A 20,773-nucleotide genomic window follows, 5' to 3' on the forward strand; every position below is an offset into this window, starting at 1 on the left:
ACGATCCCTTTTCCTGGCATCGACGGTCTTCACAGAGGCGGGCGCGGTTGCTCGATCATCGCGCCCACCATGCGTCGTACCTGCCGCCTTCCCCAGGAGCTTTCACCGTGGACACCATCACCCTGCTTGATCGCGCACATGCCTGGAGCGCCGGACACATCGCGGCGATCAGCCAGCAACACCTGGCCGCGCCAACGCCTTGCCCGCCGTGGAACCTGCGTGAACTTCTGCATCACCTGATGCAGATACTCCTGGTCATCTCCAACGCTGCTGAGGGGCGGCCCATCGATGCCAGTTGGCGGGACAACGACGGCAAGGCGCCCGCCGTTGATGCGCTCGGCAAGTCACCGATCGCCGCCTTCGAGACCATGACCACCCGGCTGGCGACAGCCTGGCGGAAGCCCGGCGCCTTGGACCAGACCTGCCAACTGTCCTTCGGCGCTGTGCCAGCCATGGTGGTGACTGACATCCAGTTGCTTGAGGTCGTGGTGCACGGCTGGGACATCAGCCATGCAATCGGCCGCACCGCTGTCATCCCGGATGATCTAGCCGCCGCCGTCCATGCCTTCGCCCAGGGACCTGTGATCGAGGGCAAACGTGGCACCGCCTTCGCTGCTCCCCAAGAGATCGCTGAAACGGCTTCGGCCTCTGATCGGCTCCTAGCCTTCCTTGGCCGCCGGCTCGCCCGCCGCGCCTGACCCACACGATCAGGGCAGGCTCAGTCAGGCGAGGGGCAGGCGGAAAGGGTCCGCCGGTCGCCGGCCGCCGAGCGGAGCAATCGTAGCGATTCCTTTTCCACAGTGGACGGTCTACATGCATGAACACGACGTTCAGCAGGCGGCGCCCACCTGGTGCGGGCCTCAAGCACGAGCGGCACAGCCATGACGTACGAAAGGGAGATCATGACTTCCCTCACACAGCCTCACATCGACCGCGAGGTCCGCGCTGTCATCGATCAGGTGTACCAAGCCTGGGCCGAAAACGACGCCGACGCTTTCGTTGTCCCCTACGCGCAGGACGCCACCGCTCTGTTGCCAGGCTCCTACCTGCCCAACAGGGAGGCAATCCACGCCAGCATGAAAGCCGCATTCTCCGGCCCGCTCCTCGGCTCCACACCCGTCCATGAGGTGGAGGCCATTCGTTACCCCTCTCCGGACACGGCTATCGTGATCGGCAAGAGTGCGACCGTCCTGGCCGGGCAGTCCGAGCCCGTGTCGACCAGCCGCGGCCACGACACCTGGGTTCTCTCCCGATACGACGGCATGTGGCAGGTCCATGCCTTCCACACCAGTCCCGAGTAGGGGGATTGCGGCGGCGCACGCGCCTGGCCCTGCAGTCCGAAGCCGCTTCAGGGGGCCTCACGGGAGCAGCGATTCCTTCTCAGCGTGAGGCTTGTCTCAAAGGCGAAGGCTTGCCGAAACAGCGCCGCCCGCGGCCAGAAACCCTGCATACCCATACCTGTGCCAGTTACGGCATGGGTATCGCGTGCCTGCTGCAGGCAGGCGACTACTCAAGGAAACCCACGCCGTCCTCCTTAAACGCATTCATGGTGTGACGGCGTATACCGCAAAGGAACTCTGCACATGACAGGCAAGACTGATTGGCTGACCGAGCACTACCGGCAGGTCAACGCGGCGTTCGCGCAGAATCCGCCGATCTCGCTGGAAGAGTCCCGCGACCTCAATGACCACTGGAGCGGCGCGACCACCGAACCTGGTGGGGTCGACTATGTCGAGGTGGACGCGGGCGGCGTGCCGGCCATGTGGGCGACGCCGAAGGCCGGTGTGGAAGATCGGGTGCTTTTGTGCCTGCACGGAGGTGGGTTCATCGGCGGTTCGATGTACACCCATCGCAAGATGTTCGCGCATCTGGCCAAGGCCGTCGGTGCCAGGGCCCTCATCGTCGACTACCGCCTGACGCCCGAGCACCAGCACCCCGCCCAGATCAACGACACCTTCGCAGCCTACCGTTGGCTGCTCGATCAGGGCATCAAGGCAGAGCACATCGCTGTCACCGGCGACTCGGCAGGCGGCGGGCTCAGCGTGCAGACGATGTTGCACGCCCGCGACAACGGGCTGCCCGTCGCGGCGGCCGTGATGCCGCTGTCGCCCTGGTTCGACATCGAGAACGGTGGCCAGACCCGCACGACCAACCGGATGACGGACGTCCTGTTCGGCGGCGAGACACCGATGAATCTGGAATTCTTGGTACAGATCCTGCTGGGCGAGCACGGCGACCCCAAGGACCCGGCCATCAACGCTCTCTACGCCGATCTGGCTGGCCTGCCCCCGCTGTACATCCAGGTCAGCAGCACCGAGATGATCCTCGATGACAGCCACCGGCTCGCCACACTCGCCGAAAAGGAGGGCGTGGAGGTCAAGGTAGAGATCTTCGAAGACCAGCAGCACACCTGGCACATGGGCGCCGGCCGCGCCCTGGCCGCCGACGAGGCGATCAGGAAGCTGGCGCAATGGGTGCGCCCCCGGCTCGGCCTCGCCTGACGCCATAGACCTTGAAGCCCCTGGGCGGCCATCTTCGCCGGCCGAGATGCCCGCCCAGGCTCCCTCCCTTCCCCGTGCACCGTCCACTTGTACGACCTGGTCAGTCGACCACGCCCGGCTCACTCACTCGTTCACAAGAGGCTCCGATGACGATCCACACGCATGACACCTCGATCGCCGAGCAGGCGCAGAAACTGACGGCGACCATGATGAGCCAGGCACCCGCCGGCACGCTCAGCCCCTTCACCGCCGAACAGGCTGCACTGCGAGCCGCGGGGGTCCCGGCCGGGCTCGCCACGCTGGGATTCATGGTGCCCGACATGCCCCTCGTCGATGTCAACGGCCATGCGACGTCGCTGTATGCGATTACGGGCGGCCGGACGACCGTGCTGGTGTTCTACCGGGGGGTGTGGGGACCGTACTGCAACCTGGCGCTGCGGACGTACCAGAAGCGGCTACTGCCGCAGCTGGCCAACCGTGGCGTGGAACTGGCGGGTATCAGCCCTCAAACCTTCCAAGGTTCGCTGGCCATGCGGCAGCAGAATGAGCTGACGTTTCCGGTCTTTTCTGACGTGGGAAACCGGCTGGCCGCCGGTCTCGGCATTCTCACGCAGCCCACGCCGGACGCCCTCGCATCCCTGGCCCGGCTGGGCATCGACGTGGCCGCCGCCAATGCCGATGGCACGGTGACGGTGCCGATGCCCACTGTCGCCATCATCGACGGCGCTCATGTTCTCCGATGGATCAGTGTCCACCCCGACTACACTTCGCGAACCGAGGTTCCGGACATCATCGCCGGCCTCGACGCCTTGGCCTAGTGCGGTGACCACGAACGTTCACTGGCTCTGATTGCGGTTTCCTTCGTTTCGGACGGCAGGCGGTCCCCGTACCCGATAGTCACGAATTTCGCCACAACAGGGCCCTTTCCTTTATTCGTATGGAGTGCTCACCGATACCGACTCTCGACCGTGCCCAAACTCATCGCAGACATGAAGGAGCCGCTCTCCACGGTCGTGCCAGTCCTCGACTCTCCCGGTGGCCGGGTTTGGGATCACCGAAGCCGCAACCATTGAGGAGGCCGTCCAACTCGTGTCGAAGACCCCATGCGCAGTTGCACAGGGTGTGGTCGAGGTCTGGCCGTTGCAGGAGTCGTAGACAGTGGGCAACGCGCCCCACCGACGCCCGCCTGGCCGAGCTGATCGGCGAACGCGCCATGCGCAGCAGCGACTTTAGCCACTCTCTGGGCACAGGGGATGTCGCAGAATGCACCGTCCCTGCCACGAAAACGATGGTAGCGTGATACTAGTTAGAGTGCTTTCATCATGCAAGAAATGGCGAGGCGCATGCTGGGGCGGATGTACGAAGGCGAGGACTGCGCGGCAGCGCGGGCGCTGGAACTGGTCGGTGAACGCTGGAGCCTGCTGATTCTGCGCGACGCGCTCTTCCGGCATTTCACCCGGTACTCCCAGTTTCAGAGCAGCCTGGCGATCGCGCCGAACATCCTGGCCAAACGCCTCAACACTCTGGTTGAGGCTGGGATCTTACGGACACATGCTCTTGAGTCCCGGGGCCAGGAGTATCTGCTGACCGAGATGGGCCAGTCACTCAAGCCGGTCATTGTCTCGCTGACGCGATGGGGCGATCACTGGATCGGCCCGGGACCGGTGGACATCGTGCACCAGCAGTGCGGCACAGAGGTCGAGTACGAGATCCACTGTGCCGCCTGCGGCGATGACGTCGACTTGGCGGATGTTCAGACCCGCCTGCGATCGCGTCAGCCGGCTGAATATGGGGCCAATGGCATCCGATCTGCGGGCACGGTATGAGCGGCGACTCCTCACGCACCAGCAGTTCGACACACGTTCCGACTGCTCATCGGCCGATGAATCGGCGGCCACGACGCCGGGTAGATGTCCGACGGCGTGGAATCGATCGCTTTAGGCCTTGTCTAGGGTGATCCCGAGTTCGACCATGGCGGGGGAGGGTGGCCCGCCTTCCGAGCGTTCGGTCTTCCTGCCGGGCACACGCGGCGCGAGGGTGTGCGGATCGACCGCTTCGACGGGAGCTCCCGTGCTGTAGAAGCCCTGTGGCTGCTGATCGCGGTCATGCGGCGCAAGCCAGAACACACGCCGGAGGAAGGTCCCCGAGGTCGGTGATCCCTTGGCGGCCGAACCCAGGATGGCATAGCCCACCATCCTGCCGTTGCGGTAGTAGACGGGCTTGCGGCCGCGGCTTGGCAGTCGGTCGAGGGACTGGCGGACGTAGTCGAGGTCGCGGATGTCCTCGAGCCATACCAGCTCGATTTCGTGCGTGAGGTCGTCGGGTGTGATCGAAGCGCTCACCGCTGCAGCTCCTCACTGTCAAGATCGGAGATCAAGCCAAGCCCTGGATAGAACTTGCGAGAGTTCGACAGGAGCATCTCTCTCGGAGAGGCCATCCCCAAGGTGTCGCGCAAGCGGGCTGCGAAAGCCCGAGCCGAGACGGGGGTAGCTCCTTCGTGACCACACCAACGAGTGTAAGCGCTGTAGAGGCTCGCTTGCTCGGCCCGTAGGGTCGGATCGAGCTTGCACGCCTCGGTGATGAACCGGCCGACGACATCTTCTGTCGCCTCGTAGGCGTCGGTCGCCAGCTGCACGCGAGGCGGTCCGGACAGGTCCTTCCCACCCCTCAGATAGCGGCCGGCGCCTTCGATCAGCAAAGCCAGGATGCCCGGTCCTTCTTCCTGAACAAGGATGCGGGCGAGGTTGTCGATCTTGCGATCTTCGGCGACCACTCGCTCGAACGGGATCAGCCGGAGCCGACGCCAGAAGGCGAAACCACCGGTCGTCACCTCGGGACGATGGTTGCCGAGCAGCCAGAGGTGATGGGTGGGGTTGAAACTGAAGAAGTCCTGGCGCATCCGGCGGGCCTTGATCTTGTCTCCGCCGGTGAGGAGCTTGACGCGAGCCTCGTCGAAGCGGTCGCCGGGCTTGAGCTCCGAGCACACAATGACGCGCCGACCGTGCAGCTCCGCCAGCTCCGTCGGATGGCTGTCGAAGGTCTTGGCCATCAGGAAGCCGGGAGGGGCCGCGTCGGCGTAGTCGCCCAGCAGCTGCAGCATCACCTCGACCAGCACGGACTTGCCGTTCTTGCCCTGCCCGTACAGGAACGGCATGACCTGGGCGCCAACGTCTCCGGTGATCGAGTAACCCAGGAGTACGTGAAGGAAGTCAATGGTCTGGCGTCCTTCGTCGTCGTTTCCGAAGGTGTCCTGGAGGAATCGCTCCCATCGGGGTGTGGCTGACTGCTGGGGGGAGACGGTGGTGGAACGCGAGTGCGCCTGCTTCAGTGGATCAGGGGGCGAGATGGCCCCGCTGCGCAGGTCCACGACCCCCGCCGGGGTGCACAGCGCATAGGGGTCGGCGTCGAGCAGGGACGGCGCCAGGACCATGCCCGGAGCTGCCTTGGCCTGCGCCAGAAGGGCGTGCATCCCCGTGGTGGACAACGCGCGCCGCCGATGCCGTCGCAGCTCGGCGGCGCTGTATCGGCCTCGGGGGTCGAAGGTCGCGAGTTGCTCGGCCATCTCGCCCGCTGCCCACACGACGGCATCACTCTCGTCGAGCACCCACCGGTGGTGCGCCCAGCGGAACCAGCCCATGCCAGGGACGTACCGGAAGTCGCGGCCGTAGAGCTGCACGAACAGCTTGGCGTTGCCCCGGTCGGTCAGGCTGTCGGGCAGGAGACCCTCGCTGCCGACGATGGCCGGCTGTTCCGGGCGGCGCGGGGACAGCATTTCGGAGCCCGCCACATCGGACAGGTCGAGGATCTGCTGGGCGGCGACGACCGGGTCGAATTCGTTTCGGCTTTCGGACGGGATCATGGCCGTTCCTGAGGATGGAACGGTCGACGCTGCCCGGCGGCCAGGGCCGGAGTCGATGATGCGCTCGAACCGTCGCTCCTGGCCGGGCCGAGCGTGCTGCGCGGCTCGGGTGAGGATGGCGTGGGCGGTGTCGTGCGTGAGGTAGCCGGTGCCGATCAGCCCGCCGGCAGTGTAGGCGGCGCGGTTGAGCTTCGCGCTGAAGCCGGCTCCTTCCGGCACCAGATGGCAGGCCTCCACGTCCGCGACGAGGCGTCGTAATGCCCGGTCGCCGACAGTGCCCAGGCCGCCGCCGGCCTCCAGCACGGCCAGGCGGGCGCGCGGCGGCACGGCAGGTGTCCTCGGTGCGGGATCCGGGGAGGCCAGGTGCCCCGTTCTTGTCAGCTCGAGGCGCAGCCACGAGGGGAGGGGGGCGGGGTCTCTGCAATCGCCGACGGCAGTGTAGGCGCCGTCCTTCGTACGGGTCCCCGGCGCGATGATGTATCCGCCGGTGGCGCGAACATCAACTTGCCAGGCCAGTCCACGACCAGGTCCCGACCCGGTGGAGCACAGGTACGTCTCGCCGGGAGCCGCCCGATACCACGCATGCATCCCTCCCGAGGGAGTGCGTACCCGCAGGGTGGATTCGTCGTCGGCGGGACTCGGCTCGCCGCGCAGGGCGGCGAGCAGGGCGATGGTGTGGAAACCGTTGGTCAGCCCGGACAGGTTGACCCGGGGATCGATGGTGATGCCAGGCAGGAGGCGCTTTCGCTCGGGGACCGGGGTGGGATGGGCGTCGATGTCGATCACGACCAGTCGGGCCGGTCCGCAGGCCACCCCCACCCCGAAGCCAGGGGTATGTGTCCACCAGGAGGTGATGAGCTCCTGGTCGAGCGTCGCCGCGAGGAACCCGTGACACCAGCGGCCCTGCTTCAGACATGGGCATCCCCGTGTCGTGTGGCCCCGCTCGCTGCACGACGGGCAGTTTCCGGCAGGGGTTTTCGCGCCCGGCCGTAGCGGGTGCACCGGCCACGCCTGACCGGCGCACCACCGAGCAACGTCCAGCGGCCGGGGGAGAGGGAGCGCCGCGCGGGGACGGTGGTAGTCGGAGTGCAGCGCCACGCTTTCCCTCTCTGCCTCTGATCTGATGTCCGGCTGAGTCGCTACCCGTGGGGACGTCGCACTGATGGCGGGTGCGCCTTGCGGCGAAAGTGACCGTAGCGACTGAAGCGACTGAAGTTTGGTCCGGCGTCAAGCCTAGCCGAGACACCCACCTTGGAGAGGCGTCCACCTACGATGGCCGGCATCGTCGCGAAGCGCTTTTGGGCGCTGCTTCCCTCTGAGAGACCAGTCGCAGCACGAGGGGCGGGATTCGGCCGCATCATGAGCGACTGAAGCGACCACAGACGACCACTCATGTTTTGAGACAAGGGGCGGGGTGGGACATCGCTCTGAGGTCGCGTCGCTTCAGCCGCTCAACAGGCGTCCCTTTAGGGCTGACTGCAGCGACTGAACGGTGGAACGGTGCTCTCGCTGCTGCACTATGCCGGTCGCTGCTCGCGGTCGGCGATGGTGCGCTCTGCCCGGGATGGCTGGAGTGAGGGCTCCGCTCACCGAGCCCTTCTTGATCAAAAAGCGACTGAAGCGACTGTAATCCGCTATTGGCTCGGCGGCTGCATGCCAAAAAGTACGACCGGCGCATCTTGTTGGCAACTTGAGTCGCTTCAGTCGCTGCGCCGTCGCGTATGCGGCGATGGGATGTGGTTGGCGGCGGCCCCTTAGGAGGGGGCAGAGTGCCTCGCGAGGGGAGGCCGGCGCCAGCAGGATGACGGATCTAGGCGCTCATCATCTCCCCTCCGGAGTGGGGGATCCATGTCGTCGCGGATCACGGAGCCCCGCTTTGGTGATCACATCGGCGCCAGCAGCCTTCACGAGCGCGACAGCGCCTGCATATGTCATTCGCTCCCCCCGATCCGGTCGAGGAGACGTGGCTTCGAGCGCACTCGGGAGCGCGGTGCTGCATCTCCTCGCGCAATCGTGGATCGCTGGTGCATCGCCGTCATTCATCCCGTGTCAACGTTGAGTAGCGGGCGGTCTCACAGATAGGGACCAGACCCGGGCAGGAAAGGAATCGATGGCGTGACCTACGCGTCCTGTGGGATGAGTCACCCTCGTCCGTAGGATCGCGGCCGACCCTTCGTCGGCAGTGAGCCCCCCGCTGCTACGCAGCGCCACCGATTCTTTTGCTGCTCGCCGGTGGTCTTCATAGCGAGGGCCGGGTCACCCCGTCGCCCGAAACCGACCCGCAGTTAGCGCAGGCGGGGTGAAGCGCCCTCACGCTCAGGCGTCCGGGCGGTGTGCGTTCCATCCGCGCCACCACACGAGAACACATCAAGCAACGGAGAAATGCTCGCTGTGAACGTGCCGATCTTCGCGACGTCAGCCGGCCACCCAGGGTCGAACGTCGGCTACGACCCATACCCGCCAGTTCCTTCCATCCTGCGCCGGCTCGATTTCACCAAACCCAGCGTCGCCCGCATCTACGACCATCTCCTGGGTGGCCGAGACAACCTCGCGGTAGATCGCGCGGCCGCTGGGGCCCTGCTCAAGCAGGCACCCGGTCTGAAGGAGTCGGTCCGTGACAACAGGGAGTTCCTGACGCGGGCGGTCGAGCACCTGGCCGCTCAGGGAATCAGCTTCTTCCTGGACCTCGGCTGCGGACTACCCGCTGCCCAGAACGTCTACGAGATCGTGGCTGGCCGAACCTCTCAGGCGCGCGTCGCGTACGTTGACAACGACCCCATGGTCGTCATCCACGGGCGGGCGTTGCTCGATGTCGACGAGGCCACCACGATGATCGAGGCGGATGTGCGCGACCTAGCCAAGATCTTCGCCGACCCGTACGTCGTATCGATGCTTCAAGAAGGCAAGCCCGTGGCGGTGCTGGCCACGGATGTGTTCCCGTTCGTGGAGGAGGCCGACGACCCCGCCGCGATCATGGCGGAACTCGGCGAGGCCCTGCCCGCAGGAAGCGTGATGGTGCATTCGCACCTCAGCTCCGACGGCCTTGACCAGCGTCAAGTCGCGGCGATCGAGCGGGTGTACGCGGGTACGTCAGCCCGCTTGACGCTGCGCTCCTCCAAGCAGATTGCGGATTTCCTCGGCGATCGATGGCAAGTCGTCGCTCCAGGCGTGACCAACGTGAATCGATGGCTTGAGAATCTCGCGCCGCTGAACGACCCATTAAGGAGCGGGACGTATGTCGGAGGCATTGTCCAGGTGCGTCCTCGTTGACAGGAGCGGGCAGGGGCGCCCAACCGAGGCTCTCTGCCGCAGCGGCCCCAATCTCTGTCCAGTGGCAAGAAAAATGATGGAATAGGCAGAAATACCACTGTCGCTAGCTGTAGATAACCTCCATTCTTTATGGAATCTGAAACATGCGGGAGCAATGTAATGAAGGACCTTCCGGCCGACAGGACGGCGTCGTACACCGTGCTGTACGAGGGGTACGGCAGCGATGGTGTGGCGAGCACGGTCGGATATGTCCAGGACGGCGAAGTCCGCTTGGTGACTGACCCGGGCATGGTCAAGAGCCGGTCGCTCATTCTCGATCCGTTGCGGACGCTGGGCGTGGAGCCCGAGTCGGTGACCGACGTCGTCTTCAGCCATCATCATCCCGACCACACACTGAACGCGGCGCTGTTCCCAAACGCCAGATTTCATGACCACTGGGCGATCTACTTCGGTGATCAGTGGACCTGGCGGGACGCCGAGGGCTACGAGCTCACGCCGTCGATCAAGCTGATCAGGACGCCTGGGCACACGCATGAGGACATCACCACGCTCGTCGGCACTCCGGGCGGGGTCGTGGCCTTCACTCACGTATGGAACGACGCTACGTCCGCAAGCGACAGGCACGCCGTCGATCTTGACGCTCTGCATCGCGGCCGTGAGCGAGTATTGGCGGTGGCCGACATCGTGGTCCCCGGCCACGGTGCTGCCTTCATCCCTGGCATCGACACGCCCCGCTAAATCCTTGGGTCGAGGATCTGATCGCACCTCACCGACGCACAGCCCATAGCTGTTGACTGCATGGCGATCAAGGCCTGGTCCGGCGTTCCCTAGGGACGTGAGTAGCGACCAGGCCAGGCGGGCTCTGCGACGGCCTTGCAAAAGGCTTCGACCTGCAAGGCAACCATGATTCCGAGAAGGCCGGCGAAAGTCGCGATTGCGGTCTTCAGGTCCGTCCTGAAGTAGAAGAAGGCCCCGAGGATCGAGGAGATCGCGGCGCCGATGATCGTCGGTATCCAGTCCGGCGACCCGTCGGCGTGTCACGTCGACCACCCGTCCATCCGCAGTTCGACAGAGTTCAAGGCCGCACCCTAAAGATCACAATCTCAGGGATTGTCTGCAACGTGGCGAACAAACTTCCGAACCCCTCGGCGGCGCGGGCTCCGAGGCAAGGAGGTCAAATGGAAGCCGATGCCACGCCGATCGGGTGGCGGCCTCACGGCGTTGATGTCCGATCTTCCGCCCTCCATTGAGCTAGTGCCTCATACGCGGAGAGCGACCGATCTTGAGCGTGCGGGCAGCGTCCGTGACGGAGACGCCGTCGTCGCCCAAGCGGCGCAGCAGGGCCAGTTCGGCGGGGTCGATGACGCGGGGCGGCCGGTCTTCTTCTTGCCGGGCAGCACAGGACCGGTGGCTTGGCGGCGCTTGGCGGCAGCTATTTCCCAAGGGTTGTTGGATAACATAAAGTCCCAACATGTCTAGGGAAAATGGCGAGGGGCTCGTGCCACTACGCGCTCTGGCCAACCCGTTGCGGATCCGCATCGTGTCCTTGCTCACGGGAGCATCCATGTCGGCCACCGAGGTCGCCGAGGAATTGGGCATCGCGCACGCCTCCGCCAGCTACCACCTGCGTCAGTTGGCCAAAGCCGGATTCTTGCAGCAGGCCGACGGCGCGCCTCAGAGTGGCAAGGGCCGACCGCGACGTCGCTACCGCTACGACCCCTCCAGCGCGGCCCGGCTCGACCGTTCAGACGGCAGGCAACTGCTGCACCAGGCCGTGAGCACCGATCTGGCCCGGCGCTTGGCGCAGACACGCCACCAGCGATTAGCGATGGACGCCGAGGTATGGCTGGACCGATCCGTCTGGGAGGAGATCGTCGACCTGATCGACCAGGCGGTGGCGCTCCTCCACGACAAGGCCAGCCCGCCTCACACCGGCGACGCCGTCAAGGTCAGCATGACGGCCACGCTCCTGGAACTCGACGACCAGCGATGACCGGTCGCCTGCTCACGTGCACAGGCTTCTGCTTCCTGACGATCGGGCTGCTCATCCCGGCCGTCACCGGCCCGCTCGGCCAGAGCGCGAGCATGATCGGCATCTCGCTGGCCGTCACCGCGGTAACCGCGCTGCTCGCCCGCCCCGTGGCCGGATGGTTGAGCGATCACGCCGGTCGCGCGACAACCGTCAGTGCCGGCGCGCTCCTGCTGGCCGCCACTTCCCTTGCCCTGCGCATCACGGACTCACTGCCGCTCTTTCTCGCCGCCCGCGCTGTCGCGGGTGCTGGCGAGGCCTTGACCTACGTCGGTCTCGCGGCCGCTTCCAGCGATCACAAGCGCCCCGGTACGGCGATCAACCATTTCTCCGTCACCGTCAACGCCGGACTGCTCACGGGGCCGGTGATCGCTGAAGTCCTCTATGCCGCCGCCGGCTTCGCCGCGGTGTGGTGGTTCGCCGCTGGCATGGCCGTGGTGAGCGCCGGAGTCGGTCTGTCGCTCGGCGACGCCAGAAGAGCGCCTACGCTGCGCAAACACCGAGATCCCGGCGATCCCCGTCAGCCGCCACAGATGGGTGCACCCCGCAGGCCTGCGCGCCGGCTTTGGCTACCTGGCCTCGGTGTGGGGATACACCGCGTTCAATGGCTTTCTGCCCCTGCACATCGCCGCCTTCGGCGGCGGGGCCAGCGGCATGCACTTCGTCGTCTACGGCTGCATGCTCTTCACCGTACGGCTGGTGGCAGGACAGCGCCATCTGGCCGCGATGGCCCCGCGTCCGATCGCCGCCGCGGCCCTGGCTCTCACCGCAGCGGGGCTGACCCTGCTGGCGGCCTGGCTGTCGGTGAGCGGTGCCCTGTGCGCGACGGCGCTGATTGGTGCCGGACAGGGGCTCGCGCTACCCGCCATCCTCCGGATGGCCGTCGACTCTCTGCCCCTGCAGGAGCGCGGCTCGGCCGTGGCGACCACGACGGCGTTTTTCGACATCGGCTTTCTGAGCGCCGCCCTCGCCCTCGGCGTGCTGGCACAACATCTCGGCTACGCGGCCGGCTTCGCCCTCGCAGGCGCGGTGTCCGCCGGTGCCGCGCTGCTCTTCCTTTCCTTCCCCCACCAACGGCGTGAAGCCTCACGCGAAGGAGTCAACCGTGACCATTCCCCTCACTGACCTGGCTGGCTACGCCGACGTGGTCTTCGACGTCGCCGTCCCCGTGCTGGCCGGCGACCGGGTGCTGATCAACGCGGAGATCGAGCACGCCCCGCTCGCCCGCGCACTGACAGAGGCCGCCTACGCCCGGGGAGCACGCTACGTCGACATCTGGTACTTCGACCCACATGCCAAGCGCTCCCGGGTCCAGCACGCGGACATCGCCACGCTGAGCGAGGTCCCATTCTGGCTCGACGTCCGCAACGACGAGCTCGCACGGTACAGCGGCATCCTCGTCAACATCCGAGGTGCGGTTGCATCGGATGTCCTCGCCGGGCAGGACCCCCTCCGAGCCGGACTGGATCGCATGCCGCACCTGACCTCCCGGCAGCGGCTACAGCTCAACAACCTCGTTCGATGGACCATCATCCCGTACGCCACCCCAGAGTGGGCCCGAGCGGTCTTCGGCGAACCCGATCAGCCCAGGCTGTGGGGCCACCTGCGCCGCATCCTGCGCCTGGACGAGCCTGACCCACGCGCTGCCTGGCACCAGCGCATCACCGAGTTGCTCAGCCGGGCGGAGGAACTGACCAGGATGCGGCTCGATGCTGTCCACCTGGAAGGGCCGGGCACCGACCTGACGATCGGCCTGCTCCCGGACGCCCAGTGGACCGCGGCCCGGCTTCAGGACGTCAACGGACGGGTCTTCCAGGCCAACCTGCCCACCGAGGAAGTGTTCACCACTCCCGACTACCGCAGGGTCGACGGCGTCGTCCGTGCCACCCGGCCGCTCTCCCTCGACGGAACCGTGATCCGGGACCTGGAGATGGTTGTGGCCGATGGTGTGGTGACCGAGGTCCGGGCGAGCAGCGGAGCGGACGTCGTCCGCACCCATCAGGCGACCGACCCGGGAGCGGCCAGGCTCGGCGAGCTCGCCCTGGTCGACGGCTCCTCCCGGGTAGGGGAGTCGGGAGTCATCTACCTGGAGACCCTGCTGGACGAGAACGCCACCTGCCATCTGGCATGGGGAGCCGGGCTGCCTCCAGGCGTGCCAGCCCACCTGCAGTCGCCCGATCCGGCGAAACTCGACGCGGTTGGGGTGAACACCTCCCGAGTACACGTCGATTTCATGGTTGGCGGGCCGGACGTCACGGTCACCGGCCTGGGCCCCGGCGGCCGGACCGAACTGCTGCGCAACGACGTCTGGCAATTCTGATGACCAGTCATTCGACCGCCGCGTCGACGACCCTGGCCATGACGCACTGCCCATTCTCATCTCCGGCCTGAACCGCTACCCGACAGTGCTTACGAGGTCGATCTCGCCGATCTGGACCAAGGGCGAGCACGAGATCACCTCTGCGCCAGACGCTCTCCACCACGCTGGTGCGCGGCAGAACCGACATGGTTCTGGTCGCCGAGATCCTTAGCCGTGCCCGCCTGGAAACCACCCGCCGCTACCGCTTGCCCATCCGACAAGGACAACGAAGACGCCCTCAAGCTGATCACAGTTGATCGCTGACCGTCCATCTGCCTGGGGGAAACGAGCGTCAAGATCGACTCATGGCCGGTTCTACCCGCAGCTCGGCTGGACCTGGAGTCCAGCCTGCGCTCGAGCGCCAGGACCAGATCCATCAGCGTTGATCTGCCGTCGACACCTCAAGGACCTCCCACGAGCACAGTCAGGGGACTGTCAGGCAGCTCCCAAAGCCGGTTGGGCATGGGGTACGCGGCGCCGGGCGAGCGCCAGGTACAGCGGGATGGTGATCGCAAGGCTCACGATCCAACTGATGTCAGCCCCCGCCAACAGATCGGCGACCGGGCCGGTGTACAGCGCCGTGCTCATGAAGGGGATCTCCACCAGCACACCCACCGTGTAGGCCACGAGGGCGGGTGCGTCATACCTGCCGTATCGCCCGCCGTCTGCCCGGAACAGGTCGGCGACTGCGTAGTCGCCCTTGCGGATCAGGTAGAAGTCGATCAGGTTGACGGCCGTCCATGGGATGAAGACGTACTGGAGCATGATGATGAGGTTGGTGAAGCTATTGAGGAAGTCGTTCGACATGAGCGCCGCGCCTGCGGTGGCCAGCACGACGAGGAGCGCGCCGATGCCGGCCCTTCCCCGCGCCGTGGGCAGCCAGTCGGTGCGGAAGGTCTGCACCATGGTCACGACGGTGAGGGTCGCGCCGTAGAGGTTCATGGCGTTGAAGTGCATGATCACGGCGGCGAAACTGAAGAGCACGATCGTGCTCAGCGGCTGTCCGAGTACGGCGGGCAGCCCGGTGAGCGCGTCGCCGTCGACGGAGATGGCGACGATGACGCCGATCCCCATGGGGATCATGCCGCCCAGCACGGCTCCGCCGTACGTCCACCAGAACGTGGACTTCAGGCCCGCGGTGTGGGCGGGCATGTAGCGAGAGTAGTCGGAGACGTATGGCGCGAAGGCCAGCAGCCACAGCGCGCCGATCGCCATCGTGCCGAGGAATCCGCGGGCGGTCGGCACGCCGATGGCGAACACGTCCGCGCTGATGCGGCCCATCACGACCAGCCCGACTATCACCACGGCCAGGGACGTGATCGACACGGCCGTGATGATGTGACCGATCAGGTGGATGAGCCGGTAGCCGATGACCATGACCACGAGGCCGACCAGGGCGAAGACGAGGGCCAGCGGGGTCAGCGGCAACGACGGGAACACCGCGTGTACCGACTGTGCGCCGGAGACGATGTTGGCGGCGTAGATGCCTTCGTACATGACGAGCACCACGACCAGGATGACCAGGCAGCCGCGGACGCCGAACTGACCGCGGCTCTGGATCATTTGCGGGATGCCGAGCCGGGGGCCCTGCGCGCTGTGCAGCGCCATGAACAGCCCGCCGAGCAGTTGTCCTGCGAGCAGCGCGATGATGCTCCACCAGAAGTCGAGCCCGTAGATGACCGGGGGCAGGCCGCCAGTGAGGATCGTCAGCGGCCCGATGTTGGCCGCGAACCAGATGCTGAACAGGTCGCGCGGGCGGCCGGTCCGCTCGTCGGCGGGGATGACGTCGATGGTGCGGTGTTCGACGAAGGCGCTCATGGCAGTGTCCAGGGGGTCGAGGGTGAGCCGAGGTAGGCGACCTTGAGCTGGGTGAACTCGGTGATCGTCTCGAGCCCGCCCTCCTCGCCCTGGCCGGACAGGCCGTGGCCTTCGTAGGGGACGTGGGCGTGATCGCGGTAGGGGCAGTTCGTCCAGACGATCCCGGCGTCGAGGCGGTCGGTCAGGTCGAGCGCCACGTCCAGCCGGTGGGTCCACACTGTGGCGGCCAGGCCGTACGGCGTGCCGTTGGCGATGCGCACGGCCTCGTCGAGGTCGCGGTAGCGCATGACCGACACCACCGGTCCGAAGATCTCTTCCTGGGCCGCGGCCATGGCGGGGGTGACGCCCTCCAGGACGGTCGGTTCGAGGAAGGCGCCGACCGCGGATGGGTTCCCGCCGGCGATGATCGAGGCGCCCTCGTCGACGGCTCGGCTGAGGTGCTCCTGTACTTCGGCCCGATGCTGCTGGCTGATCAGCGCCCCGACCTGGGTCGCCGGATCGAGCGGATCGCCGACGGCGATCCCGGCGGTGGCGCGCAGGAACAGCTCCATGAACTGCTCGGCGATCTGCTCATCGAGCAGCAGGCGAGATCCTGCGGTGCACACTTGGCCCGCGTTGAAGAAGGCGTGGTGGACCGAGGCGCGCGCGGCGCTCTGGAGGTCGGCGTGCTTGGTGACGATGTTGGCCGTCTTGCCGCCGAGCTCGAGGTGGCAGCTCGCGGTGCTCGCCTGCCTGATGCTTCGGCCGATGGCGGTCGAGCCGGTGAACGTGATCTTCTTGACGCCGGGGTGGGCGGCCAGCAGCGCTCCGGTTCCGGCGTCGCCGTTGAGGATGTTGACCACGCCGGGCGGGAAGCCCGCCCGCAGGCACAGCTTGCCGTACAGGATCGAGGTGAGCGGGCTCTGCTCGGCCATCTTCAGTACGACCGTGTTGCCGGTGGCCAGTGCGGGTGCGGTCTTGGTGACGGCGAAGAAGAAGGGAAAGTTCCACGGGGCGATGGCCGCCACGACGCCGTACGGCTCGCGGCGCGAATGGGTGAGGTGACCGGGTTGTTCCGCGTAGGTGGCACCGCGGATGTTCTGTGGGAGGGTGGCGTAGTAGTCGAGGAGGTCGGCGCAGACCGCGACGTCGTCGCGGCAGTCGGAGATCGGGCGCCCGCTGTCGCGCGCCTCGAGTGTCGCGATTTCGGAGGCGTCGGCGCGGATCAGGTCGGCGAGACGGCGCAGCAGGGCGGCGCGTTCGGCCGCGGGCACGTGCCGCCAGGTGTGGCCGGCTCGGGTGGCGGCGTCTACGGCGGCGTTGACCTCCGCCTGGCCGCCGAGCGCGACGGTGTCCAGCACCTCGTCGGTAGCAGGGTCGACGGTCGTGAACGTCTCGCCCTTTTCCGAAGGCCGCTCTTCGCCGTCGATGAGGTGAGCGTTCATCACATGCTCCCGGCGACAGCGACGGGACCACGGGTGGTTAGCGACTCCTGTAGGGCCAGCGCCGCAGCGAGGGCGGCCCGCCCTTCCGGCCCGCTGACCAGCGGCGCCAGGCCGTTGCGGGCCGTCGCGACGAAGCTGGCCGTCTCGGCGGTGTACATGCCGGTGTTCATCGCGTCCGGGTACTCGACGGTCCCGGCGGCGTTGATGACCACGCCGTGGTCGCGTTCGGTCAGGTAGGCGCAGCCGTCCACACCGACGTACGCCAGGGCGTGGTCGCCGTTGGATAGCCTGGCTTGGTCGGGCAGTGCCCAGCTGGTCTCGTGCGCGCCGACGCTCCCGTTGGCGAAACGGAGCGTGGCAACGATCGACGCGGCACCCTCCAGGCCGGGGATCTTGGTTTCCGAGGCCACGCCGTACACCTCGACGATGGGTGAGCCGGTGATCCACTGGAGTGCGTCGAGGTCGTGGACGGCCAAGTAGAGCGGCAGCGTGGTCTGGCCCTGCTGGCGGCGTCCCTCGGAGGCGGGCCAGTTGCGGCGGGTGAAGGTGTGGACGGGAGCGCCCAGCACCCCCTCCATCGCTCGCTGCCGGATGGCCAGGTAGCGGAGGTCGGATCGCAGCGAATGCCCGATGACCAGGCGACCCCCGGGGTCGGCGGCGACCATCGCGTCCGCGTCGGCGAGCGTGGTTGCGATCGGCTTCTCGCAGAAGACGTATTTGCCGGCGTGCAGCGCGGCGATCACCGCGTCCGTGTGCAGCCCGTCGGGGGTGCTCACGAAGACGGCGTCGACGTCGGCCGCGGTGACGATCTCGGCGAAATCCGTGGAGAAGCGAACCCCATCGGGTAGCAGCTCGGCAGCGCCTGGATCGACGTCGCAGCAGGCGGTCAGCCGGGCGTCGCCGATGTCGTTCAGCGCGGCGACGCGGATCCGGCCCATCCAGCCCAGGCCGACGACAGCACAGTTGACCATGATGTTTCCTTCCTCAAACTCGACGGGCCGCGGGGAGCGCGACCCGGAGGCTGTTCTCGGCGAAGTCCCTGACGAGCTCGTGCATGTGCTCGCACGACATCCAGCGGCGGCCCATGACCGCCGCGATGCCGAGACCGTCGAGCAGCCCCAGTAGTTGCTCGACGATGTCCGCCGGTGGGTCCTCGGGGCGAAATTCACCCGAGGCGACGCCTTGTTCGATCACGTCGAAGAAGTACTGCCGGAAGCGGTCTGCCATGGCGGTGTCCGCGTCGGCTATCTGGCCGTGGATGGCGACCCGGAAGTACTCGAACCACAAGATGAACTCCTCGCGTTCGACCCCCGATTCCGGAATGGACAGCAGGATCAGGCGAGCGAGCCGGTCGGCGGCGCTCAATCCGGGGGTTGCCATGATCGCGTCGCGGCGGCCGCACGCCTCGTCGTTGGCTTGGCGTAGCGCTTTGACCAGGATCTGGTTCTTGTTCTCGAAGTAGTAGTGCACGACCCCGGTGGACAGTCCGGCGTGCCTGGCGACCGCTCTGATGGTGGTGGCGTCGAGGCCGTCGGCGACGACTATGGCCCGCGCGGCCTGCAGGAGCTGTTCCTCTCTGCTCTGGCTGACCTCGTCCGGCGCTGAGGTGAGGAGCTTCTCCTGCCAGGCGGGGGCGAGTGCGTCGATTTCGTCGCGGTGCTCGCGCACCTTCTTCAGCAGCCGCCATGCGGTGGCGTAGGACAGTCCCAGCTCGTCGGCCAGGGATTGAGCGGTCACGCGTCCGCCGGAGGCGCGCTCTTTGACGATCGCGGCGAACCATAGACGCAGCGGCGTCGAGGAACCGTGGAAGAGCGTTTTCGCGGTCGGGCTGAGCTGTTCGCCGCAGTGGGCACAGCTGTACACGCGGCGGTTGTGGAGCCGGTGGAAGGTGCGCTCCTCGGCGCAGCGCTGACAGCGGGCGTGCCGGCCGTCCGGGCTGAACCGGACGCGCCACAGCTGCTCCAGGCACGTGTCCTCATCCAGAATCATATCCATCTGACCACGTAATTCTGTGCGAATTGATTGGCTCGACTGGGCTGTAAGAACTCACAGCCCAGCTATACGTGTTTAAATGAATAAACACTTGCTGTTTGTTCAGGACCATAGATTCGTAAGAACGAAAATGTCAAGGTTGGACATATGGCCGATCTCTCATGCGCCGCTTCGTCACAGCCGTTTCACTGATCAACCGAACCAAGACGGGTTGCGTAGGTACTCGGGCGACCAGAGTCGATGTCCAACTGCGCGCGACAGGAGCACGGCAACCGTGGGCTCACCGTAAGACGAAGGGTGTGCTCCGCGAAACGAGAGACGTTGGTGCAACTGACACCGACAAGCGCCGCTCATCCTCACCGACGAGATCACCCAAACTCGGCGCCGACACCGGCTGAGGAAGGCCCGGGAGTTGTCTCCGCTGGATCACTTTGTTGCCCGGGGATGATCTCGTGGTCTGCGCGGGGGAGTATGGGACTCGCCCCGTGCGTCGAGAGAACGAGAAGAGAAGTTGCGATGAGTCAAGCCGGTTACACCCATGGTGACATCACGCTGCGCAGGGGAGGGGCTGAGTTCATCGGTCGGCTGGAGCCACTGTGGCTGGCGCTGCACGAGCACCACAAGTCCGTCCAACCAGGATTCGCGTACTTCTCAGACGAGCGCTCCTGGGAGCTGCGCCGTTCCTGTTATCGGCGTTGGATTCTGCAGGAGGGCTCGTTCATCCTGCTTGCCGAACGTCACAGCCGGGCAGTCGGTTACGCCTTTGTAGAGGTCCAGTCCGGGCCCGACGATACCTGGGTGACGGGTAGCCGTGTCGCGGAGCTTAAGACGCTCTCCGTTGCTCCGGCTGAGCGAGGCAAAGGCGTTGGCACGCTCCTGTTGGACGAAGTGGACGACGAGTTGAACAGGCTCGGCATCGGTGATCTGCTCATCGGGACCCTGGCAGCCAACTCCGGTGCCCAGCGCCTCTATGAGCGCCGGGGACTGCGCCCGGTCCTCATGCACTATGCCCGCTTCTCCGCCGACCCGGACAACTAGGTTGTTGGGAAAGTTGCGCCCGCCCCGTAGCCGTTCGAGCGCGGGAGGCGCCCCGCTGCGTGGTTGGGATCGCCAGAGTATGCCCAGCATGAAGGCGACGCTCCGCCTGGCCATCGCACGCACCAGATGCCGCGGCCCTGCCCTGTGGGCAGACGGCGATGCTTCCCGGGCACGGGACATGGGACCAGCCGCTAGGTCGGCACGGCTAGTGTCATGCGCCTGAAATTCGGCGGATAAGTTCTTATTCTTGGCATATGGGAAATTCAGGCCCGTCGGCCGTAGAGATCAAGTTAACGAGCACGGAGCGAGCTCGGTTGCATGGTCTGACGGTGGATGCGTCGGGACTGGCCGGCCGCGCGCGGATCGTGCTGGCCTGCGCCGAGCCGGGCGCCAGCAACGCGCAGGTGGCACGGGATCTCGGGATGAACGTGGCGACGGTGCGCCGGTGGCGCGCCGCTTACGCGCAGGGCGGGATAGATGCCC

Annotated in this window: 17 protein-coding genes and 2 pseudogenes; 13 read left to right on the forward strand and 6 right to left on the reverse strand. The window is 66.3% G+C overall.

Annotated features, from left to right (window positions below):
- Positions 1–107 precede the first annotated feature (107 nt).
- The 5 genes from FHR33_RS48045 (at position 108) to FHR33_RS48065 (ending at position 4,327) form a co-directional block, all read left to right on the forward strand.
- Entirely contained in the window at positions 108–698 is a 591-nt protein-coding gene (locus FHR33_RS48045) for a TIGR03086 family metal-binding protein (protein ID WP_183662766.1), read from the forward strand.
- 204 nt (positions 699–902) lie between these two features.
- On the forward strand, positions 903–1,301 hold the full coding sequence (locus tag FHR33_RS48050; protein ID WP_183662779.1) for an SgcJ/EcaC family oxidoreductase: 399 nt from the start codon (positions 903–905) through the stop codon (positions 1,299–1,301).
- Between the two features lie 282 nt (positions 1,302–1,583).
- Entirely contained in the window at positions 1,584–2,501 is a 918-nt protein-coding gene (locus tag FHR33_RS48055; RefSeq protein ID WP_183662782.1) for an alpha/beta hydrolase, read from the forward strand.
- A gap of 146 nt (positions 2,502–2,647) precedes the next feature.
- Positions 2,648–3,319 (forward strand): peroxiredoxin-like family protein, encoded by a 672-nt coding sequence (locus tag FHR33_RS48060; protein WP_221242723.1) that lies wholly within the window; start codon positions 2,648–2,650, stop codon positions 3,317–3,319.
- A gap of 513 nt (positions 3,320–3,832) precedes the next feature.
- The gene (locus tag FHR33_RS48065) at positions 3,833–4,327 is read left to right on the forward strand and encodes a winged helix-turn-helix transcriptional regulator (RefSeq protein ID WP_221242724.1); all 495 of its coding nucleotides are present in this window, start codon (positions 3,833–3,835) and stop codon (positions 4,325–4,327) included.
- A gap of 111 nt (positions 4,328–4,438) precedes the next feature.
- Here the strand turns inward: FHR33_RS48065 and FHR33_RS48070 are convergent, their stop codons facing one another.
- A complete protein-coding gene (locus tag FHR33_RS48070; protein WP_183662788.1) occupies positions 4,439–4,843 on the reverse strand; it encodes a DUF6009 family protein in 405 nt (134 codons plus the stop codon).
- A complete protein-coding gene (locus FHR33_RS49560; RefSeq protein WP_221242725.1) occupies positions 4,840–7,458 on the reverse strand; it encodes a phage/plasmid primase, P4 family in 2,619 nt (872 codons plus the stop codon). The genes FHR33_RS48070 and FHR33_RS49560 overlap by 4 nt, the downstream gene beginning before the upstream one ends.
- Before the next feature lie 1,284 nt (positions 7,459–8,742).
- Here FHR33_RS49560 and FHR33_RS48085 point away from each other — a divergent pair.
- From FHR33_RS48085 to FHR33_RS48110, 6 genes and pseudogenes are all read left to right on the forward strand, one after another.
- Positions 8,743–9,630 carry an SAM-dependent methyltransferase gene (locus tag FHR33_RS48085; protein WP_183662794.1) on the forward strand — a complete coding sequence of 296 codons (888 nt, stop codon included), beginning with the start codon at positions 8,743–8,745 and terminating at the stop codon, positions 9,628–9,630.
- A gap of 159 nt (positions 9,631–9,789) precedes the next feature.
- Positions 9,790–10,368 carry an MBL fold metallo-hydrolase gene (locus FHR33_RS48090; protein WP_183662797.1) on the forward strand — a complete coding sequence of 193 codons (579 nt, stop codon included), beginning with the start codon at positions 9,790–9,792 and terminating at the stop codon, positions 10,366–10,368.
- Positions 10,369–11,101: 733 nt separating this feature from the next.
- Positions 11,102–11,623, forward strand: coding sequence for an ArsR/SmtB family transcription factor (locus FHR33_RS48095; protein ID WP_221242726.1), 522 nt, complete (start codon positions 11,102–11,104; stop codon positions 11,621–11,623).
- A pseudogene (locus tag FHR33_RS53620) lies at positions 11,620–12,156 on the forward strand (MFS transporter); the annotation flags it as partial. The gene FHR33_RS48095 and the pseudogene FHR33_RS53620, both read left to right, overlap by 4 nt.
- A gap of 40 nt (positions 12,157–12,196) precedes the next feature.
- Entirely contained in the window at positions 12,197–12,784 is a 588-nt protein-coding gene (locus tag FHR33_RS48105; protein ID WP_183662800.1) for an MFS transporter, read from the forward strand.
- Entirely contained in the window at positions 12,765–13,979 is a 1,215-nt protein-coding gene (locus FHR33_RS48110; protein WP_183662804.1) for an aminopeptidase, read from the forward strand. Before FHR33_RS48105 ends, FHR33_RS48110 begins: the two co-directional genes overlap by 20 nt.
- A 474-nt stretch (positions 13,980–14,453) precedes the next feature.
- Here the strand turns inward: FHR33_RS48110 and FHR33_RS48115 are convergent, their stop codons facing one another.
- The 4 genes from FHR33_RS48115 to FHR33_RS48130 are packed head-to-tail and all read right to left on the reverse strand — an operon-like array spanning position 14,454 to position 19,249.
- Positions 14,454–15,836 carry a purine-cytosine permease family protein gene (locus FHR33_RS48115; RefSeq protein ID WP_183662808.1) on the reverse strand — a complete coding sequence of 461 codons (1,383 nt, stop codon included), beginning with the start codon at positions 15,834–15,836 and terminating at the stop codon, positions 14,454–14,456.
- Complete coding sequence (locus FHR33_RS48120; protein WP_183662810.1) at positions 15,833–17,260, reverse strand: aldehyde dehydrogenase family protein; 1,428 nt, start codon at positions 17,258–17,260, stop codon at positions 15,833–15,835. The genes FHR33_RS48115 and FHR33_RS48120 overlap by 4 nt, the downstream gene beginning before the upstream one ends.
- Complete coding sequence (locus FHR33_RS48125) at positions 17,260–18,231, reverse strand: Gfo/Idh/MocA family protein (protein WP_183662813.1); 972 nt, start codon at positions 18,229–18,231, stop codon at positions 17,260–17,262. The genes FHR33_RS48120 and FHR33_RS48125 overlap by 1 nt, the downstream gene beginning before the upstream one ends.
- Before the next feature lie 13 nt (positions 18,232–18,244).
- Positions 18,245–19,249, reverse strand: a complete 1,005-nt coding sequence (locus FHR33_RS48130; protein WP_183662815.1) for a TetR family transcriptional regulator C-terminal domain-containing protein — start codon at positions 19,247–19,249, stop codon at positions 18,245–18,247.
- Positions 19,250–19,768: 519 nt separating this feature from the next.
- Here FHR33_RS48130 and FHR33_RS48135 point away from each other — a divergent pair.
- Together FHR33_RS48135 and FHR33_RS51425 are read left to right on the forward strand one after the other, a co-directional pair.
- The gene (locus tag FHR33_RS48135; RefSeq protein ID WP_183662818.1) at positions 19,769–20,290 is read left to right on the forward strand and encodes a GNAT family N-acetyltransferase; all 522 of its coding nucleotides are present in this window, start codon (positions 19,769–19,771) and stop codon (positions 20,288–20,290) included.
- Positions 20,291–20,544: 254 nt separating this feature from the next.
- Positions 20,545–20,772 (forward strand): annotated as a pseudogene (locus FHR33_RS51425) (helix-turn-helix domain-containing protein); the annotation flags it as partial.
- Between the last annotated feature and the right edge of the window lies 1 nt (position 20,773).

Origin of the sequence: Nonomuraea dietziae, assembly GCF_014195505.1 — a bacterium.
Lineage (GTDB): Bacteria > Actinomycetota > Actinomycetes > Streptosporangiales > Streptosporangiaceae > Nonomuraea > Nonomuraea roseola.